This is a genomic window from Sphingobacterium siyangense, assembly GCF_023277505.1.
Lineage (GTDB): Bacteria > Bacteroidota > Bacteroidia > Sphingobacteriales > Sphingobacteriaceae > Sphingobacterium > Sphingobacterium siyangense.
Map to the genome: position 1 here is coordinate 5,027,278 of NZ_CP080574.1, position 15,662 is coordinate 5,042,939.

The following is a 15,662-nucleotide window of genomic DNA, read 5'->3' on the forward strand; positions in this document are numbered from 1 at the left end:
AGATTTTTCCATCCGGCACTTCAACTTTCGTGCAGGGATGCGAAGAGTATCAAAATTCCATAAACGGAGAAAAAAAATTACAATTTCAACCTAACTTTGATTGAATCTATAACTTCAGTGTCCGAGGGAAAGTCACCAGCTCCCGAACCGCTGGAACGATTGACCAAAGGCGGCTCCTCACCATATAGGGTATCGCGGGCGATGACTACCTTCTTGTCGAGATCTACATAGCTAATAATATAATTGCGCTGATAAGCTTTATCTTTTTGACCGATCTTATTGACGTACTCTCCTTTTTCCTGCATGTCCATCGCTATCATAACAATGCCTTTGACAGCATCACCGGGATAATTATCTACTGTTCCCAATGCCTCGTTCCATTTTTCCTTATAAGTTATTCCCAAATCACCGGCACCGCCATTTTCAAGAATTAGACAGTTCTTCCCCCAGTCGACTTCGGACAATTGTACTGGATATTTATAAATAGCGGTATGATCGCCAAAACCAGCTAAAATTCGGGAAGATAATTGTTTTGTTTTTTCCTGATCCGCCTCCATATTTCCCAAAAGACGGTAAGCCCATATACCGATACCAATTACTGCAACCAATACCAGGCCTACAAAAGTGAATATTGCTTTCTTATTTCCCATAGTTCTATTTTATTTAATTAATTACCAATCAAATATACTTAGTCTATATGCTCATTTTCACCCTTTTTACAATTCGCTTGACCTGCTTTATTATTTGCTGCGCTTGCTTAAATAAACGTTATAAAAACAAATATTCGAGCCTTCGCAGCCCTAGTTTTCAACAACATGAAATAACAGGAGCTGCCACTATTTTATTTTTATCATAAATGATGGTTCATCCAATTCATACTGACACATAGCTGTCACATAGTGGTTATATCTTTGTTTAACCTTAGCAGGAAAACAAATACTAAACGAAAAAACAATTCCAGAGCAAAAGCTATTAGTAGGATAACTAATCGAATTTTAAATTATTACAGTAAAAAAACATGGAAACATTACCACAATTAAAAGAAGAATTAGCGAATGAATATCAAATTACAAAAAACTTCATTGCACTTTTCCCTGAAGGCAAGAATGAATATGTCCCACATGAAAAAAGTATGAAAATGATGCGTCTGGCAACCCACTTAGTCGAAGTTTTCGAATGGCCAAGTACCATTTTAAAGACTTCAGAACTTGACTTTGCCAAAAGTGCTTATGTGCCAACAAGTCTATTGACTCGGGATGATCTCTTAAAAAAATTGGACGAAGATTACGAAGCCGGAAAAAATGCTTTAGAAACAGCTAAGGAGGAAGACTTAATTCCAAGCTGGACCATTAAAAATGATGGCCATGAACTGGCAAGCTGGAGCAAATACGGTGCTATTCGTCACTCATTAAACCAGATTACACATCACAGGGCACAATTAGGTGTTTATTATAGACTCAATGATATTCCCCTTCCAGCAAGTTATGGCCCCTCTGCCGATTCACAGAATTTCTAAAAAGCTAGCGGCTGGAATGAAAATACGACATCTATATGTCGTATTTTCATTCTACGCCGGACAATATGTATGTGCGACAACACCACCTGGAAAAACTTGCACATTCACGAGCTTTAGATCGAGAAATCTAGAAAGACCGTCGAATATAGGCAGCCCAGTACCCAATGCAATTGGATGTGTGATCAGATGATATTCATCAATTAATCCGGTTTCAATTAAACTTCGCATAAACTCAGCTCCTCCATGAGCCAATAGTGGCTTCCCTGACTCCGCTTTTAATTCTCTAATTCCTTCAATGAGACCTGCATCAAAAACCCGGGCATTCATCCAAGAGGAATTCGCAGGAAGCTCGGCATTGTGAGCAAAATCTTCTGTTTTGGGATGATAGCCCTTTTTTGTAAAGACAGCTTTAGGGATTTCATTCATTGCTGCCGCAAAAGGATTTGTTGAAGCAGGCCAATAGGAAGCCATTACTTCAAAGGTCTTTCGGCCCATTAGATGAACGCCGGCAGATTCACAAATATTTAAAACCCATGCGCTAGAATGATCATCACCACTTTTAAACATCCAATCAAGTTCACCGTGGATGCCCGCAACAAATCCATCGATGGAAACAGACATTTTCATTATTAATTTCCGCATAACAAAAAGTTCAATATTTAATAAAACAAATCCAATTCAAAACTGGGTTATTGTCTATCAAAAATAAACCATTTCAATCGACGTACAGCGGGGACAAACCGTCAATATACAGGGGCAATTACGACAGTTCTTTTTTCTGTCCTTTACCTTCCTCAAGGGTAAGCATAAAATTCAAATAGTGCTTTTTCTTCGCGAAATGCTGATCATCCAATAACTTTTTGTAGGCCGATATCGCATTAAAAAGGATTTGAAGATTATCCTCGTTATAATGATCTACATTGAAATATATTAAATCCCTGTTGATATAATCGTCCAATGAAGTAAGCAACGTATCATCCAATTCATCCTTGCTTCCGGGAAGTGCCATAAGCGTTGCCAGCTTCTTTTTTAATTCTCCTTCCCAACGTTTGACGTCTTGCAACCTTGTCTCAATATCAGCGAAGGGCAAAGTCTGAAATATAAACCGGGTATTCTCCGTCATGTCAACATAAAGTTTTTGAGCCTCCTCATAATTCTTATCGAAAAAAGCAAAATCATCATATCTCCGTTCAAACTCCTCACTCATCCCCTGCGCATCAGCCAAGCGCGCAAAATAATAATGGATTTGATGGTTATAGTCAGTAATTTTATCCTCCGTAGCTGCAATAGTGTCTTCAATTTTTTTTAGTAATTCGACGGCATCAGCCGCTCGATATTTTGTACCGTCATAGTCAAAGGACTTTAATTTTAATTCGCCTTTACTGATTGCTTCAACGACATATTTGTCATTTTTCAGACTATTAAGTTCATACAGTGTATCGACTCTACAATCGGCAAATAACTCATCAAAAGTCGGCTTTGACTGTCCCTGAAAAATTGGAGTTTCACCTTTTCGCACAGGATGATTGTAGTCATAGAAATCATTGAATCTTGGATCAACAGCATACTTGTTCATTCGACTTTCAAAATCATCACTGAAAGACGTTATTTCTAACAGTGATGGGGGCTGTTGATACTGTACCTGCGCAAACAACTTATCCGAAATTTGGTTTGCTACGGCAGCACGATTAGCTAGTAATTCAATAGCAGGCGCGTTGTTGGCTTCTTGCTTGACAATATTAAGTTTCTGTAATGCTTTTACCCGATCTTCATCCGATGGATGGGACGACCATTGATCTTCAAGATTTAACTTCGATTTATCATATTTTTTTAAAGTCGCCAATTCGATTTGGGGAAAGCCATTTCGCACTTGATATCTATTGCGTTCCGCAATCAAGAGCATGACACAACGATGCTCTGGATAAATATTACGACTACGGATATTTTCAGAAAATTTGGTATCATAGAAAGTAAGTACATTATTTAGTGCATGGTTTGCAAAACCCAAACGTAAGAGCGAGTCAGCCAAAGCCTGGGAACCAGCAACATGTGCCGCAATTTCATCCGCATGAAATTCCATCTCTCTTGATAACGCCAAATAATTGAGATTTACATATTCATAAAGATGCTTCAAAATATGCTGAATCTGTTGAATAATAAACATCGATATACCAATAAAAATAGCAGAGTACCCACTGATGTTACCCCATTTACGAAACATATTATCCAGCGATTCATTCTTATACAGCATATTGTAGATAATCTGATTAACATGGTAAACATAGCTACCCACTTTCATGCTTTTTTGTGAGAAGTGGCCAAACTCGTGTGCAAGAATAGCCTTTAGTTCCTGTTGAGTAACTGCATTCACCATCCCCACACCAATCTGAAGATTTTTCTTAATGGGTAAAAACATGCTCCAAAAACTAGAATCATAGAATACAGATGCATTGACATCATGCGATAGAAAAACTTTCTTTGGAAAGCTTGTGTCAACTTCCTTTACCACCTCATGAGTAAGTGCAAATAACTGTGGTTCGTCGCTCTCATATATCTGTGTAAGATGCCCCGTATCAACTTTTGTTGACGCAAAAACAAATTTTAATAAAAAGAAAAGTATGGTCAAACCTGTAGCGAGTAAGCCCAAACATAATACTGCGGTTAAAAACATAGGCTTGGCAGTGAACATCAATAGTCCCAATAAAGTAAAACCAACAGTAATACCTATTGCCAAGAGTAGCAGAATAACATAAGTAACCGCAAAAACAACAATAGATAAAATTGTTTTACGCGCATGTTTTCTAAAGTTTGTAGATACTTGTACGTTCATAAATTGTTAATAAAGCAAGGATAATTGACTATATAAATCTAAAAAATAAAATCCATTTGCCTATAAGTTTACAGCAAATCAAAATTGTAAACCTATCCGACAAAAGACCAATCAATGCTTTCTACCGCAAAACTTGCGTACATCTTATATTGCTAATAACCTTTTTTTAAAGAAACTTCATGGAGTAAAGATCGCCCCTCAACCATTCTTCGATAATTATCCACCACTTGTAAGACGGAAGATCCAATATTTGTCCTACTAGCAACATGCGGAGTTATCACAATAGGTGGGCAATCCCAAAATGGATGATCTTGCGATAATGGTTCTTGATGAAATACATCAAGATAAGCTTCAGTAATTTTTTTTCCAGCAATTGCATCCAACAAATCATTTTCCACGAGATGTTCTCCTCGACCAACGTTAACGAGTACAGTTTCTTTGGGACACAAATTGAAGAAACCACGATTTAGAATTCCTTTTGTTGCATCGGTCAATGGTAGTATATTAACAATAAAATCTGTGCTTTCAAGGGCAGCACGAAGTCCTTTCATTCCAGTAAACGAACTTACTCCCTTAAGATTTTTAGGTGAATTGGACCATCCATTTACGTTGAATCCCAATTGGACTAAACCTTCAGCCACATAACCACCAATTTCGCCTAACCCTAAAATAGCAACCCTGGTTTCACCAATTGATTTGTATAGCAAGGGTTGCCAATGTTTCTTTTCTTTTTCGTTTATATAAGCCGAAAACTTCTTCATCGAATGCATTAAGCAAGTCAAAACATGTTCAAACATATCGCTTTTCAACATGGGATCGATAATCCTACAAATGCGGAGATGTGATGAAATACTTTTGGGAAAAAGATGATCTATTCCGGCGCCACCAGATTGGATAACTTTTAAGTTTGGAAAATGAGTGTAATAATCTGCTTCAGGTTTCCAGCAAAGCGCAAATTCGACCGCATCATAATTTTCAATCTCAGGGAAGATCTCCACCTTTATTTCAGGTAAATATTTATTGATTTCGACCTTCCACTCCTCGGCTCTTGCTCTATTCAGTATCAATGCTATACTCATACTTTGTTCGTTTACACGAAAATAACATTTTATGCCTATCTATCGTTTGCTTTCTTTGGGTATTCTTAGTCTTAACGTATTTAAAAATATCATGATGATTTCTTTTGTTCAAACAAACCAGCGGGTTAGCTTTCTGTCGAAATTAGCTGAAACAACCGATTCTATTAAAAAACAAAGTTTAAAATCTATTTTAATCGTAAATTCGTAGAGGACATCCATAAATACAAATTCAGATGGCACTCAAAAACCGAATTATCCTAATAAGCCTAATCATTTTCAAATTCATCATGCAATACCAGTTGATTAGCCCAACCTACGAATTGCAGCGCGACGAATTCTTACATGTAGATCAAGCAAACCATTTAGCCTGGGGATACCTTTCCGTTCCGCCAATAACATCGTTGATTTCCTATCTCATCAAAATACTGGGCAATTCTGTCTTTTGGATCAAGTTTTTCCCTGCACTTTTCGGAGCCTTAACGATTCTTATCGTCTGGAAAACAATAGAATCGCTAAAAGGAAATCTGTTTGCACAGCTCTTTGGAAGCTGTTGCATTATGTTTTCTGTGCTATTCCGTTTGAATGGTTTGTATCAACCTAATTCTTTTGATGTCTTATGTTGGACTTCCATATATTATTGTATAATAAAGTATTTAAATAACAAACAATCCAAGTGGTTATTTTATATGGCTATTGTTTTTGCGCTTGGATTTCTGAATAAATACAACATCGTATTTCTGATCTTAGGTTTGATCCCCGCAGTTGCTTTGGTTCCAGAACGAAAAATATTTACAGAAAAAAAATTATATTACGGAATACTCATTGCCCTACTAATTATCCTTCCTAATTTAGTATGGCAGTACCGCAATAACTTCCCTGTATTTGTTCATTTCAAAGAGCTTCAAGATACACAACTTGTTCATGTTAACCGATGGAGTTTCGTACGATCTCAATTTTTGTTTTTTTTCGGAACCTTTCCCGTCCTCATTCTTGGATTATATGCACTGTTGAAATATCCTGCATTTAAAACATATCGCCTATTCTTCTACTCTTTCTTTATCACCCTTGGAATCTTCTTATTTCTAAGAGCGAAAGATTATTATGCAATAGGTCTTTACCCAATATATTTTGCTTTTGGCGCAGTTTATATTTCATCACTTTTGGAAAATAAAACTGGTCAGATTTTAAAACCTATCTTGATCGTGTTAACGGCGATCCTATTTCTTCCAGTCTATAATATTGCATTCCCCAATAGAAATCCAGCATATTTTGTGAACCATCCCGATAAATACAGAAAATATGGTATGTTGACATGGGAAGATGGCAAAGAGCATCCACTCCCACAGGATTTTGCAGATATGTTGGGATGGCAAGAACTTGCTAGAAAAGTCGATAGTCTCTATGACCAAATACCTAGATCGGAAAATACCCTTGTACTTTGCGACAATTATGGGCAGGCCGGCGCCATTAACTATTATTCCAAACGAGGAATTAAAGCTGTTTCATTCAACGCTGACTACATCAATTGGTTTGATTTGAATAAAGCATACAGCAATGTGATTCGAATTAAAAACCGCTGGGAACGAGAACGAGAACTAGCAGCAACAAGTCCCTTCTTCAACAAATCAATGCTGGCCGACTCCATCACAAATACCTACGCAAGAGAATATGGTACAGTGATCTTCACTTTTATTCATGCAAAAATCAATATCAATGAACGTATCTCCGAAGAGATTGCATCAGAAAAAACAGCGAAGAAACTTCCTTTGTAAATAATTCATTTTTTAAGCGATCAGGCCTGCTCCAGTCTATTTTTTTATTAAAAAAATAGTATATTTAATTCAATAGCCAAAAGCTTCCGGCGCGAATGATACTTGTCGTATATCTTCTGGTATCATCACTATGACATGGAACTTAACACCAAATTAACAGGATAATTATGCGCTTTTTGAATTTCTTGAAAGGACAAAGCAATTTGAGACAGATTGACGTTAGTGAGGACGATGATTTTGTAGATTTACAACTGACCGTCACAAAATATTGGAAAGATGACGACGAACATCATATTGTCCAAGCTAAAGGGCTTTGGGGTAGAGAGACCGTTGGTTTGGCAATCGCCTTTCGTCCTGATATGAAATTGGGTATTGTCGATACCGAAGTCGATAAACAAAGGTTTTATCGCGAAGGGATTAATTTCTATTCAATTGGCAAATTAAGTGACAATTTTACCAAAGCGTTAAATAGTCTCTTTAAAATCGATGGTACATCCTTTAAAATGCACGATAACATTGGATCGACCGCGTTTATCGTCAGTGGACACCCGGAATATTTTGATGAGGAATATATTAAAGCTAAAGTTTTCTTTGACGACGCAAATGAAAAACATCATTATGCGGAATGGTATGTCAACATAGATTTAAAACACAATATTCTCGAACTTCGAGAAAAAGACCCCGGATATAGAAAAAACATCATTAGTATCTTGACAAATGTTTAAATTTGAGGGTGAATTCATCAGCCTCAAAAAAAAATAATACCATCCCATTAAATTCATTTCCTAATGAGTTTAGTTTGGGAATAGCTATAAAAAGGAATGCTGTCAGAAATTTAGAGTTAGCCAAAATAAGTCAGGCACATCGTGATGATTTCTATTTATTTTTCATTCTCGAAGAGGGAAATGGAATATTTGAAGTAGATTTTCAGCGGTATCAATTAGGCTCCTCCTCCGTAATGATCATCCAGCCTTATCAAGTACATCGGGGAATAGCCATGGATTACAGCGCTTTTAGTGTCTTAATGATCAGTGTAGAAAATCTAAACTCGGATTACATAAACGCTCTAAAAGATATTACGGGGATTGCTCCCATCGAAATTGATCAGGATACATTAGCGGTCTTATGCCAGACTGTAGACACCTGTTTAAAAATTAACGAAAGAAGACACGAAAAACTATATACTGCGCTAATGAAAGATAGCTGTAATACCATTGCGGCTCTTATTATCTCTCAGTATTTAATACAATCAACTAAAAGTGATGCACAGTCTCGATTTGAAATTATCAGCAAAGAGTTCGCTTCGCTATTAGATAAAGAATTTATTGACATTAAACAGCCTAAGCGATATGCCGAGAAAATGAAAATATCTACCGCCTATCTCAATGAATGTCTAAAAAAGACAACCGGAAAGCCCGTTACTTATCATATTCAGCAACGTGTTGTATTAGAAGCGAAACGTCTGCTCTATCATTCAAAGAAATCTGTAAAAGAAATAGCGGTGGAGCTAGGTTACGATGATCATCCTTATTTTTCCCGTTTATTTTCGAAAGTAACCGGTATGACAGCTCTTACCTTTCGAAATAGAAACCTTGAATAATCCAATACTTACCAGTTTTAATCTCTTTTAAACTACAGCAAATTGATATTTCTTTGTGTTAGAAAGCTTGGTTCAGCCTATCGGTAGCGACAAGTTGAACAGCATATTTAATTGATTACCTAAATCCGACAGAACGGAGATTTTAGTCCATTAAATATCAAGAAGAAAACCACAGGTAAAACAAAACACAAATGAGATATTTCATCACTGAGCCCGTAGGGCATATCAAAAACGATTTATTTTTTGAAGTCGCAAATTTTCTTTGGGACAGTGGAAATGAAGTTGCTTTAGGAAAAAACAGGGTATGCGACTGTGAAAAAATGCAACATGATGACTACGATTATACCATTTCGCTGGTATCCAATAATGAAACTGTTGAATCGTTATTTAAAACACACTACACGATCCTAGGCAAATATTTTGACAAAATTGATAGCAGCAATCCAATGCTAATATTAGCAAATACGGGTATTTATACAAATGCCCTTCCCTATCCCCATAAGATTTACAGTTTTGAAAAATTGGACAGACAGGCTTTAGTCAGTTTTTTTGACTGGTGCAAAAAATTCAATTTGTTTGTTAGGAGAAGATAAACACAGCTCCACCACTAAATATCAGAATATGCGACGGTGTATAGCAACACTTTTATACTCTTTGATACGTTATTCTGATATTGCGGTAAATCCTGCATTGGTTTGTATAAAGGTCCAAAATCTTTCCAATGTGTATTCCTGTCTTCCATATTTTCGAAAGCCGTCAAATACATCAGGTTGGGCATCGTGCTACCTGCAATTACTTGTCCATAGAAAACAGCATTAAAATTTAACTTATTAAAAATATCGATTTCACCGTTGTTAAACATGTCTATCTTATTCATTGACAGTTTCTCGGTTGCAGCCTCATAGCTCCGTAATTCGTAAATCCGCTTATTTTTCTCAGCAGACAATTTAGGCAGCTTTGCTTTAGGCATCGCAGCAAATGCTTTCATCAATATTGTCTCCAACCTCTTGAAAGGAGGATTACTATAACCTGCCTCAATATAAACCTTTCCAGCCTCCAGGTATTTTTGATCTTTGGCTAGCAGCTGATCCAAATTAACTAGCAAACTGAGATCAGCAGCACTGATGAACACATAAACCAATCTATCTTGGCCAACTGCATTTTCTAAGGGTTTAAATACGCCGATTTCTTTAAATCCCAATTTATGCAATGCCGGTAAATAAGCCGACTCAAGATACTGATCAATGGCTTTCTCCTGTTCATCAGTTTCATAATGATACACTTTCAACTGAAAATAGTCCTGATTTACTTTCTCAAACGCAGCTGCATAGCTTCCCACAGCAACAAGCAATAAAACTAAGATGAAAGGTCGATATAGGTTAAAGGCATTCTTTTTCATGAGCAATAAGATGAATTGGTTATTGATTATACCATAAAGATAATATTAATTTTAAAAGTTCAAACTCGGACGATTCATCTCATCACAAAACTATCTTCCGTTAAGCCTAAAAATAGGGATTTCTACTTACTAGAATCGGTATTTTACCCATGCTTCCCCTAAGGCTTTTTAGTTAATTTAGCTCCACCTTTTTTTAAAACGAAAACATGCCAAATAAAACAATACTGATGTTGGACGATGATAAACATGTCCTTGAAATATGCACAATAATCCTTGAAACAAACGGCTATAATATGGCCGTTTCAGAAACCTCTCACGATATCATCGAAAAGGTAGACGAGGTACGTCCAGATTTAATCTTGATGGACAATTGGATTCCAAAAATAGGTGGTGTAGAAGCCACTCGTCTGCTCAAAAAACATCCTTTATATCGAGACATCCCTGTTATCTACCTCTCCGCAAACACCGATATCGAAACACTAGCCCAACAAGCTGGAGCAGACAGCTATCTCGCCAAGCCTTTTGATCTAGAAGATTTAGAAAATAGAATAGCTGAACTACTGTAGTTCTATTCTTATATTTCAGCACCATTACGGAAATGCTACTTGCGAAACTTATATTTTGATACCCTACTTGCGCATAAGGCCACATTGAAACGAATAGGATCATGTGTTGCTTTAATACAATTGTGGCTTACTCAATTGCAGGCATGTATCGTCATAGTTGTCGCGGCATAGTCATCGGGAATCAGCAATTTGGAATGAATGCAATACCACATTTGAAGTATAAATAATAATACATACTTTCGCATTATAGTATTAGAAATAATCATTAAGACAGCATTAATTACGCTATGTCAGAGTCCGTTTTAGCATTTCAATCAGGTTCATTCCATATCCGTCAGCTGAAAGAGAGCGAATCCCCACTTTATAAAGCGATGCGTATCGAGTCAATTCAAACCGAACCTACACTTTTTCGACAGAGCACTCCTCCTGAAATAGAACTATCTGATAGGGATTGGGCAGAACGCATAAGATACCCACGTATTGTTTTTGGTCTTTTCGAAAATGAAAAAATGATTGGGATAACCAGTATGCTGTTGCTGAATAAAGAAGAAGCCTACTTTGGTCAGTCTTTCATACAGCCACAGTATAGAAAATTAGGTCTATCGAGTCTTTTGTATAAAATAAGAATGGTGTGGGCCATCGAGAATCAATTAAGAAAACTGACGATAAGCCATCGTGAAATAAATATGATTTCAAAAGCCGCTATCCGAAAAGCCGGTTTTCACTATAGCCATAAAGAACTTGTACAATGGCTCGACGGAACAAGTGGTTACTCTATGTATTATAGTCTACTCCTATAATCAGTAAGGCGAACTAACTGGACTGTTGATCAATCCAGAGAAACCAAGATAGGGTAAAATAATCGCTTTTCCATCTTGAATGCGTATATTGAATCGATTTATGTCTCATTTAATGCTGTGTTAATACCGGATGAAAAAACTAATCTTGAGCATATTCTTTTTAGCTAGTTTAGCCTTATATGGCCAGCAAAAGGCAACAAAAGACAGTTTTACAGCAAAAATTCAAGAACTAGAAGGCGATATAAATCATGATGGTTATCCGGATAAAATTGTTCTTGCCATAGACACTTCAAATACGACAACACCAATTAGAACGCAGGTATTTCTGTCCAAACCCAACGGAAAGCTACAGTTGGCCCTCTCCTCAACGACGATGATCGAACCCCATTTTCCGCTGCCCAAATTCGCTATCGAAAATGGGCAGCTTCATATATTAGCCGATATCACAGATGGGCATGCCAACTATACATTTCGTTGCAGCAATGGAAATTTTGAATTGATCTACCTAGAAAAAGGAACCTGGGATGGCAAAAATACAACGACTGAAACCCAATTCAACTTGTTGACTGGAATAAAAACTGAACAGGTAAAAGCGCTAGGGTCCGAAGAGAATCTACAAGAAAGAAAAACTACGATAAGAATTAATCCCTTACCGTTACTGCAGGAGCTCAATCAATTTGATGCCCCCTCATTTAGGCTCAATAAAACTCCTTAGCCTACTATAAACAATCGATACGATTCTAAAAGAGATAGCCCACCAGCCATTTTATTGGCTTTCCAGACTTTCCATAAACGCAATAATATCTTTCATTTCCTTTTCGGTCAGATGCAAATTTTCATCTGACAATGTCTGATTGGATAATTTGATCCCCAATCCTGCCCCTCCCCCATTATTATAAAATTCCATGACCTCATCCAAGGTCTGATAGATCCCATTATGCATATAGGGAGCAGTTTTCTTTACATTCCGGACAGAAGGTATTTTAAAGGCATATTTATAAGAATCAACACCAATGATATCATAGTACCCTAAATCTGAATCCAGCACAGAATCTTTCAGGGATTTTGGTACCCCCAGAACTTCGACTTCGCTCTGAATAAATTTGGGCGGTGTAACACCGTTGAATAAAGGCAGGAAATGACAGGTCGCACATTTTCCCTTGCCCATAAATAAATTAAACCCATCCACTTCCGGTTTGGACAATGCGTTCTTATCCCCACGCATATAATCATCAAATCGGCTATTGATTTTGGTCAGGCCACGAATATAAGAAGCAAGTGCATTGCTTACCTGCTCAGCTGAGATCGGGCCATCCGCTGTATTGAATGCTTTATTAAATAATGATCGATAGATTTTATCCGAAGAAACGTATTGAACGATATCAGTTACCGAGCCGTCCATTTCCTGCTTATTACCAATGACATCGTGTATCTGATCTTCCAGCGTCAACGAACGCATATCATAGAAGTAGTTGGACTGTAAGGCCGCATTGAGCAAAGTAGGCGTATTGCGTTTGAGCAAACGTCCCGAACCATGAATGTCCACTTGCAAGTTCAACCCATCCGTAAATGCGCGGTCCGGATGATGGCATGAAGCGCAACTTCTCGTATGTGTTCCTGACAAAGCAACATCATAAAATAATTTCTCGCCCAATACGGCCTTTTCATTGCTGAAGTGAAATTTAGGCCCCGGGCTAAAGGCATCTACATTAAATGCATTCAGATCAAACATCGTATTGACGTCTTGCCGAAGCATCCGATTGTATCTGATTTTAGGGCCTGGAAGATTACGCTCCAACTGTGCTATCTCCGTGCTGATGTTGTTGGCAAATTGGGTAATGAATTGCGCCCTATCGAACGATTCAAATTCCGCGTGTTGTTGCAAATAGCTGATCGCCCCTGTAAGCATCAAAGCTAGCGTTTCTTTTCTACCTTTATATTGCAAAAGAATTTGCTGTAGACTGCCTAACGCAATGGAGGACTCGATCATACTATTTCGAGAAAGCGCATTATCAAAACCAGTAATTCCTAAGGAAATAATCCGAAACACCTCCAATTTTGTTGCATCTAAAATACGCCAGTCTTCCAATTGATGATCTTCAAAATAGGAAATCAAATAATCCGTATTGGTTATCAAATGTTCGATTTCACGAATTAGCTTTTGCCTATTGCTATTATCGTAAGTGGGATAGATAAGCTCTTCAATCACCTGCAATCCAATAGGCTCCACTCCCCTGGCCAAAGAGGGATCCAACAAATCCGCATTTTCAACTTCCTCCACCGGAGGTCCATTTAACCTTCTGGATAGATCTGCAGTAAAATACTCCGAAGCCCATTCAAACTTTTTAAAAAGTAGCCTTGTTTTCAAAAAGGCTCTTCTGAGCCGTAACGTATCCACTGTACCTCTCTGCACTTCGGCATTCAGTGTATCCTTGATATATGTCCTAAAAGAAAGCATCTGACCCAGTACTTCTTTCTGAATCAGATGCTCACGGGCATTGCCCTCTTTTTGTTTTGTATAAACAGGCTGCCCTGTAGTAAATCCGAGGGTAAATACTATTACAACCAATAAGATAAAAACGACAACCTTTGTACACATAGTTCAATTTCCTATCTCTCGATATAAAAACCGTCTATTTGAAAACGAGCGCATTTCTAAAGGGATTTGCCTTTCTATCTCTTTCAGCAAGAGGCTCTATTCCCCAGCGTTTTTCTATAAATGAAAGGATGCTCACTGTTTCATATGGCGTATGATCCACTACACCACGTTTAGCAAATGGTCCAATGACAATTGCCGGGATACGGCTCCCAGGTCCCCAACGGTCAACGACCGGTGGGTTAACGTGATCAAAAAAGCCACCAAATTCATCGTAGGTCAAAATCACCAACGCGTCTTTTGCATTCGGTCCCTCTAATACAGCATTGATTAAGTTAACCGCAAGTTGTTCGGAGGAATAGACCGCCGAACTTCCAGGATGCTCATCATTGCCTCCACCCGGTTTAACAAAAGACACACTTGGAAGCGTCCCTTCTTTTGCGGCTTTAATAAAATCGTTTTGATCCTTCATGTGTTTTCGCCCTTCCTTACCATCCTCATAATTCGCGAAGTATAAAAAGGGCTCATGATTGTAGGCAAAATTATTTTTAAGTTCGGCAACAGCGTCATCCCAGCCTTCTGAATACCAAGCCCAACTTACATTTTTCGCTGTTAGGCGATCGCCAATGGTCGGCATAGTCTGAGAAGGTAATAATTTGGAAGTATCCGATTTCGCGGGATAAGGTTTGTTGCGAGAAAGCACATGATTGATCGCATAACCGTCTGGCGTAACTACACCATCCTTAATCATCTTTCCATTTGCATCGAGTTTAGCAACCATTGAGCTTGGTGCATCAGGCCAAACAGGAATAGCTGCCGAAATCATATAAATATGATTTAAATAGGATCCGCCAAATACACTCTGAAAGAAATTATCACACAATGTATACGCTTTGGCAAACGGATACAAAGGTAGCTTCTCCGTATTGTAATAGCCCATTGCTAAACCTTTGGAATCATTATAGAGGGCAAATTTATCCATTTTCCCACCATTGATCTGCAATTGATTATGATAAAAACGGTGTGTAACATCGGGCGTCGCCTTATCCGAAGGTACATATTGGTCTATATTAAAAAATTGATTGGGTAGATTGGTTGGAAAGGAATTGTTACGTGGAATTTCGGGGAGGTATTGGTAGGCTTTACCATGCTCGTCTACCTGTAAAAAATCCTCCTTCTTGACATTCGCTATGCCATTGGCTCCCTTGAATTCGCCATACAGATTGTCAAAACTATGGTTTTCCATATAAACAACAACCACATGGTTAATTTTTTTGATCCCTTCATCGAAGGGAATCTCTTGGTGTCGGGCGTTTTTGGTAAATCCGCAACTGCTGATACTCAAAACTCCAAGAGACAAATAAAATAAGTGTTGTAACCGCATCCTGTCTTCTTTTAGTAGGTTAGACTGTAATTTCTAGAACAAACTTACAATTATTATCGTTTTCATAACCTATAATCAAAGGGAATTGCGACCTACGTATCAGGTTCTTTACAGGCATCC

At 37.8% G+C, this 15,662-nt stretch carries 15 protein-coding genes; 8 read left to right on the top strand and 7 right to left on the bottom strand.

What is annotated here, in order from left to right; translation table 11 throughout:
- Positions 1-77: 77 nt before the first annotated feature.
- Positions 78-650 carry a hypothetical protein gene (locus K2F45_RS21180; protein ID WP_075993797.1) on the bottom strand — a complete coding sequence of 191 codons (573 nt, stop codon included), beginning with the start codon at positions 648-650 and terminating at the stop codon, positions 78-80.
- Positions 651-1,018: 368 nt separating this feature from the next.
- On the opposite strand from K2F45_RS21180, the gene K2F45_RS21185 reads away from it, so the two are divergent.
- Positions 1,019-1,516, top strand: coding sequence for a DinB family protein (locus K2F45_RS21185; RefSeq protein WP_075993798.1), 498 nt, complete (start codon positions 1,019-1,021; stop codon positions 1,514-1,516).
- A 51-nt stretch (positions 1,517-1,567) separates the two neighbouring features.
- Here the strand turns inward: K2F45_RS21185 and K2F45_RS21190 are convergent, their stop codons facing one another.
- The 3 genes from K2F45_RS21190 to K2F45_RS21200 all read right to left on the bottom strand — a co-directional run bounded on the left by K2F45_RS21190 (position 1,568) and on the right by K2F45_RS21200 (position 5,425).
- Positions 1,568-2,158, bottom strand: a complete 591-nt coding sequence (locus K2F45_RS21190) for a dihydrofolate reductase family protein (RefSeq protein ID WP_075993799.1) — start codon at positions 2,156-2,158, stop codon at positions 1,568-1,570.
- Between the two features lie 118 nt (positions 2,159-2,276).
- Positions 2,277-4,346 (bottom strand): M48 family metallopeptidase, encoded by a 2,070-nt coding sequence (locus K2F45_RS21195; protein WP_248932392.1) that lies wholly within the window; start codon positions 4,344-4,346, stop codon positions 2,277-2,279.
- Between the two features lie 152 nt (positions 4,347-4,498).
- A complete protein-coding gene (locus K2F45_RS21200) occupies positions 4,499-5,425 on the bottom strand; it encodes a 2-hydroxyacid dehydrogenase (RefSeq protein WP_075993801.1) in 927 nt (308 codons plus the stop codon).
- A gap of 233 nt (positions 5,426-5,658) precedes the next feature.
- On the opposite strand from K2F45_RS21200, the gene K2F45_RS21205 reads away from it, so the two are divergent.
- The 4 genes from K2F45_RS21205 (at position 5,659) to K2F45_RS21220 (ending at position 9,390) form a co-directional block, all read left to right on the top strand.
- On the top strand, positions 5,659-7,197 hold the full coding sequence (locus K2F45_RS21205; RefSeq protein WP_075993802.1) for a glycosyltransferase family 39 protein: 1,539 nt from the start codon (positions 5,659-5,661) through the stop codon (positions 7,195-7,197).
- Positions 7,198-7,364: 167 nt separating this feature from the next.
- The gene (locus K2F45_RS21210) at positions 7,365-7,922 is read left to right on the top strand and encodes a hypothetical protein (RefSeq protein WP_075993803.1); all 558 of its coding nucleotides are present in this window, start codon (positions 7,365-7,367) and stop codon (positions 7,920-7,922) included.
- An 8-nt stretch (positions 7,923-7,930) separates the two neighbouring features.
- The gene (locus K2F45_RS21215; protein ID WP_075993804.1) at positions 7,931-8,797 is read left to right on the top strand and encodes an AraC family transcriptional regulator; all 867 of its coding nucleotides are present in this window, start codon (positions 7,931-7,933) and stop codon (positions 8,795-8,797) included.
- 191 nt (positions 8,798-8,988) lie between these two features.
- Positions 8,989-9,390: a hypothetical protein gene (locus K2F45_RS21220; protein WP_075993805.1), complete on the top strand. Its 402-nt coding sequence runs from the start codon at positions 8,989-8,991 to the stop codon at positions 9,388-9,390.
- Between the two features lie 14 nt (positions 9,391-9,404).
- Here K2F45_RS21220 and K2F45_RS21225 read toward each other — a convergent pair whose 3' ends face one another.
- Positions 9,405-10,196, bottom strand: a complete 792-nt coding sequence (locus tag K2F45_RS21225; RefSeq protein WP_248932393.1) for an NIPSNAP family protein — start codon at positions 10,194-10,196, stop codon at positions 9,405-9,407.
- Positions 10,197-10,402: 206 nt separating this feature from the next.
- Here K2F45_RS21225 and K2F45_RS21230 point away from each other — a divergent pair, with 206 nt between their 5' ends.
- The 3 genes from K2F45_RS21230 (at position 10,403) to K2F45_RS21240 (ending at position 12,277) form a co-directional block, all read left to right on the top strand.
- Positions 10,403-10,762 carry a response regulator gene (locus tag K2F45_RS21230; protein ID WP_075993807.1) on the top strand — a complete coding sequence of 120 codons (360 nt, stop codon included), beginning with the start codon at positions 10,403-10,405 and terminating at the stop codon, positions 10,760-10,762.
- Positions 10,763-11,049: 287 nt separating this feature from the next.
- Entirely contained in the window at positions 11,050-11,562 is a 513-nt protein-coding gene (locus K2F45_RS21235) for a GNAT family N-acetyltransferase (RefSeq protein ID WP_075993808.1), read from the top strand.
- A gap of 130 nt (positions 11,563-11,692) precedes the next feature.
- Positions 11,693-12,277, top strand: coding sequence for a hypothetical protein (locus K2F45_RS21240; protein ID WP_075993809.1), 585 nt, complete (start codon positions 11,693-11,695; stop codon positions 12,275-12,277).
- A 51-nt stretch (positions 12,278-12,328) separates the two neighbouring features.
- On the opposite strand, the gene K2F45_RS21245 is transcribed toward K2F45_RS21240, so the two are convergent.
- Together K2F45_RS21245 and acpA are read right to left on the bottom strand one after the other, a co-directional pair.
- Positions 12,329-14,161: a cytochrome-c peroxidase gene (locus K2F45_RS21245; RefSeq protein ID WP_083663730.1), complete on the bottom strand. Its 1,833-nt coding sequence runs from the start codon at positions 14,159-14,161 to the stop codon at positions 12,329-12,331.
- 34 nt (positions 14,162-14,195) lie between these two features.
- Entirely contained in the window at positions 14,196-15,542 is a 1,347-nt protein-coding gene (gene acpA, locus K2F45_RS21250; protein WP_075993810.1) for an acid phosphatase, read from the bottom strand.
- Positions 15,543-15,662 lie beyond the last annotated feature (120 nt).

Coding starts and splice junctions, on each gene's coding strand:
- K2F45_RS21180 (WP_075993797.1), bottom strand. CDS start 650: ATGGGAAATAAGAAAGCAATATTCACTTTTGTAGGCCTGGTATTGGTT.
- K2F45_RS21185 (WP_075993798.1), top strand. CDS start 1,019: ATGGAAACATTACCACAATTAAAAGAAGAATTAGCGAATGAATATCAA.
- K2F45_RS21190 (WP_075993799.1), bottom strand. CDS start 2,158: ATGCGGAAATTAATAATGAAAATGTCTGTTTCCATCGATGGATTTGTT.
- K2F45_RS21195 (WP_248932392.1), bottom strand. CDS start 4,346: ATGAACGTACAAGTATCTACAAACTTTAGAAAACATGCGCGTAAAACA.
- K2F45_RS21200 (WP_075993801.1), bottom strand. CDS start 5,425: ATGAGTATAGCATTGATACTGAATAGAGCAAGAGCCGAGGAGTGGAAG.
- K2F45_RS21205 (WP_075993802.1), top strand. CDS start 5,659: ATGGCACTCAAAAACCGAATTATCCTAATAAGCCTAATCATTTTCAAA.
- K2F45_RS21210 (WP_075993803.1), top strand. CDS start 7,365: ATGCGCTTTTTGAATTTCTTGAAAGGACAAAGCAATTTGAGACAGATT.
- K2F45_RS21220 (WP_075993805.1), top strand. CDS start 8,989: ATGAGATATTTCATCACTGAGCCCGTAGGGCATATCAAAAACGATTTA.
- K2F45_RS21225 (WP_248932393.1), bottom strand. CDS start 10,196: ATGAAAAAGAATGCCTTTAACCTATATCGACCTTTCATCTTAGTTTTA.
- K2F45_RS21230 (WP_075993807.1), top strand. CDS start 10,403: ATGCCAAATAAAACAATACTGATGTTGGACGATGATAAACATGTCCTT.
- K2F45_RS21235 (WP_075993808.1), top strand. CDS start 11,050: ATGTCAGAGTCCGTTTTAGCATTTCAATCAGGTTCATTCCATATCCGT.
- K2F45_RS21240 (WP_075993809.1), top strand. CDS start 11,693: ATGAAAAAACTAATCTTGAGCATATTCTTTTTAGCTAGTTTAGCCTTA.
- K2F45_RS21245 (WP_083663730.1), bottom strand. CDS start 14,161: ATGTGTACAAAGGTTGTCGTTTTTATCTTATTGGTTGTAATAGTATTT.
- acpA (WP_075993810.1), bottom strand. CDS start 15,542: ATGCGGTTACAACACTTATTTTATTTGTCTCTTGGAGTTTTGAGTATC.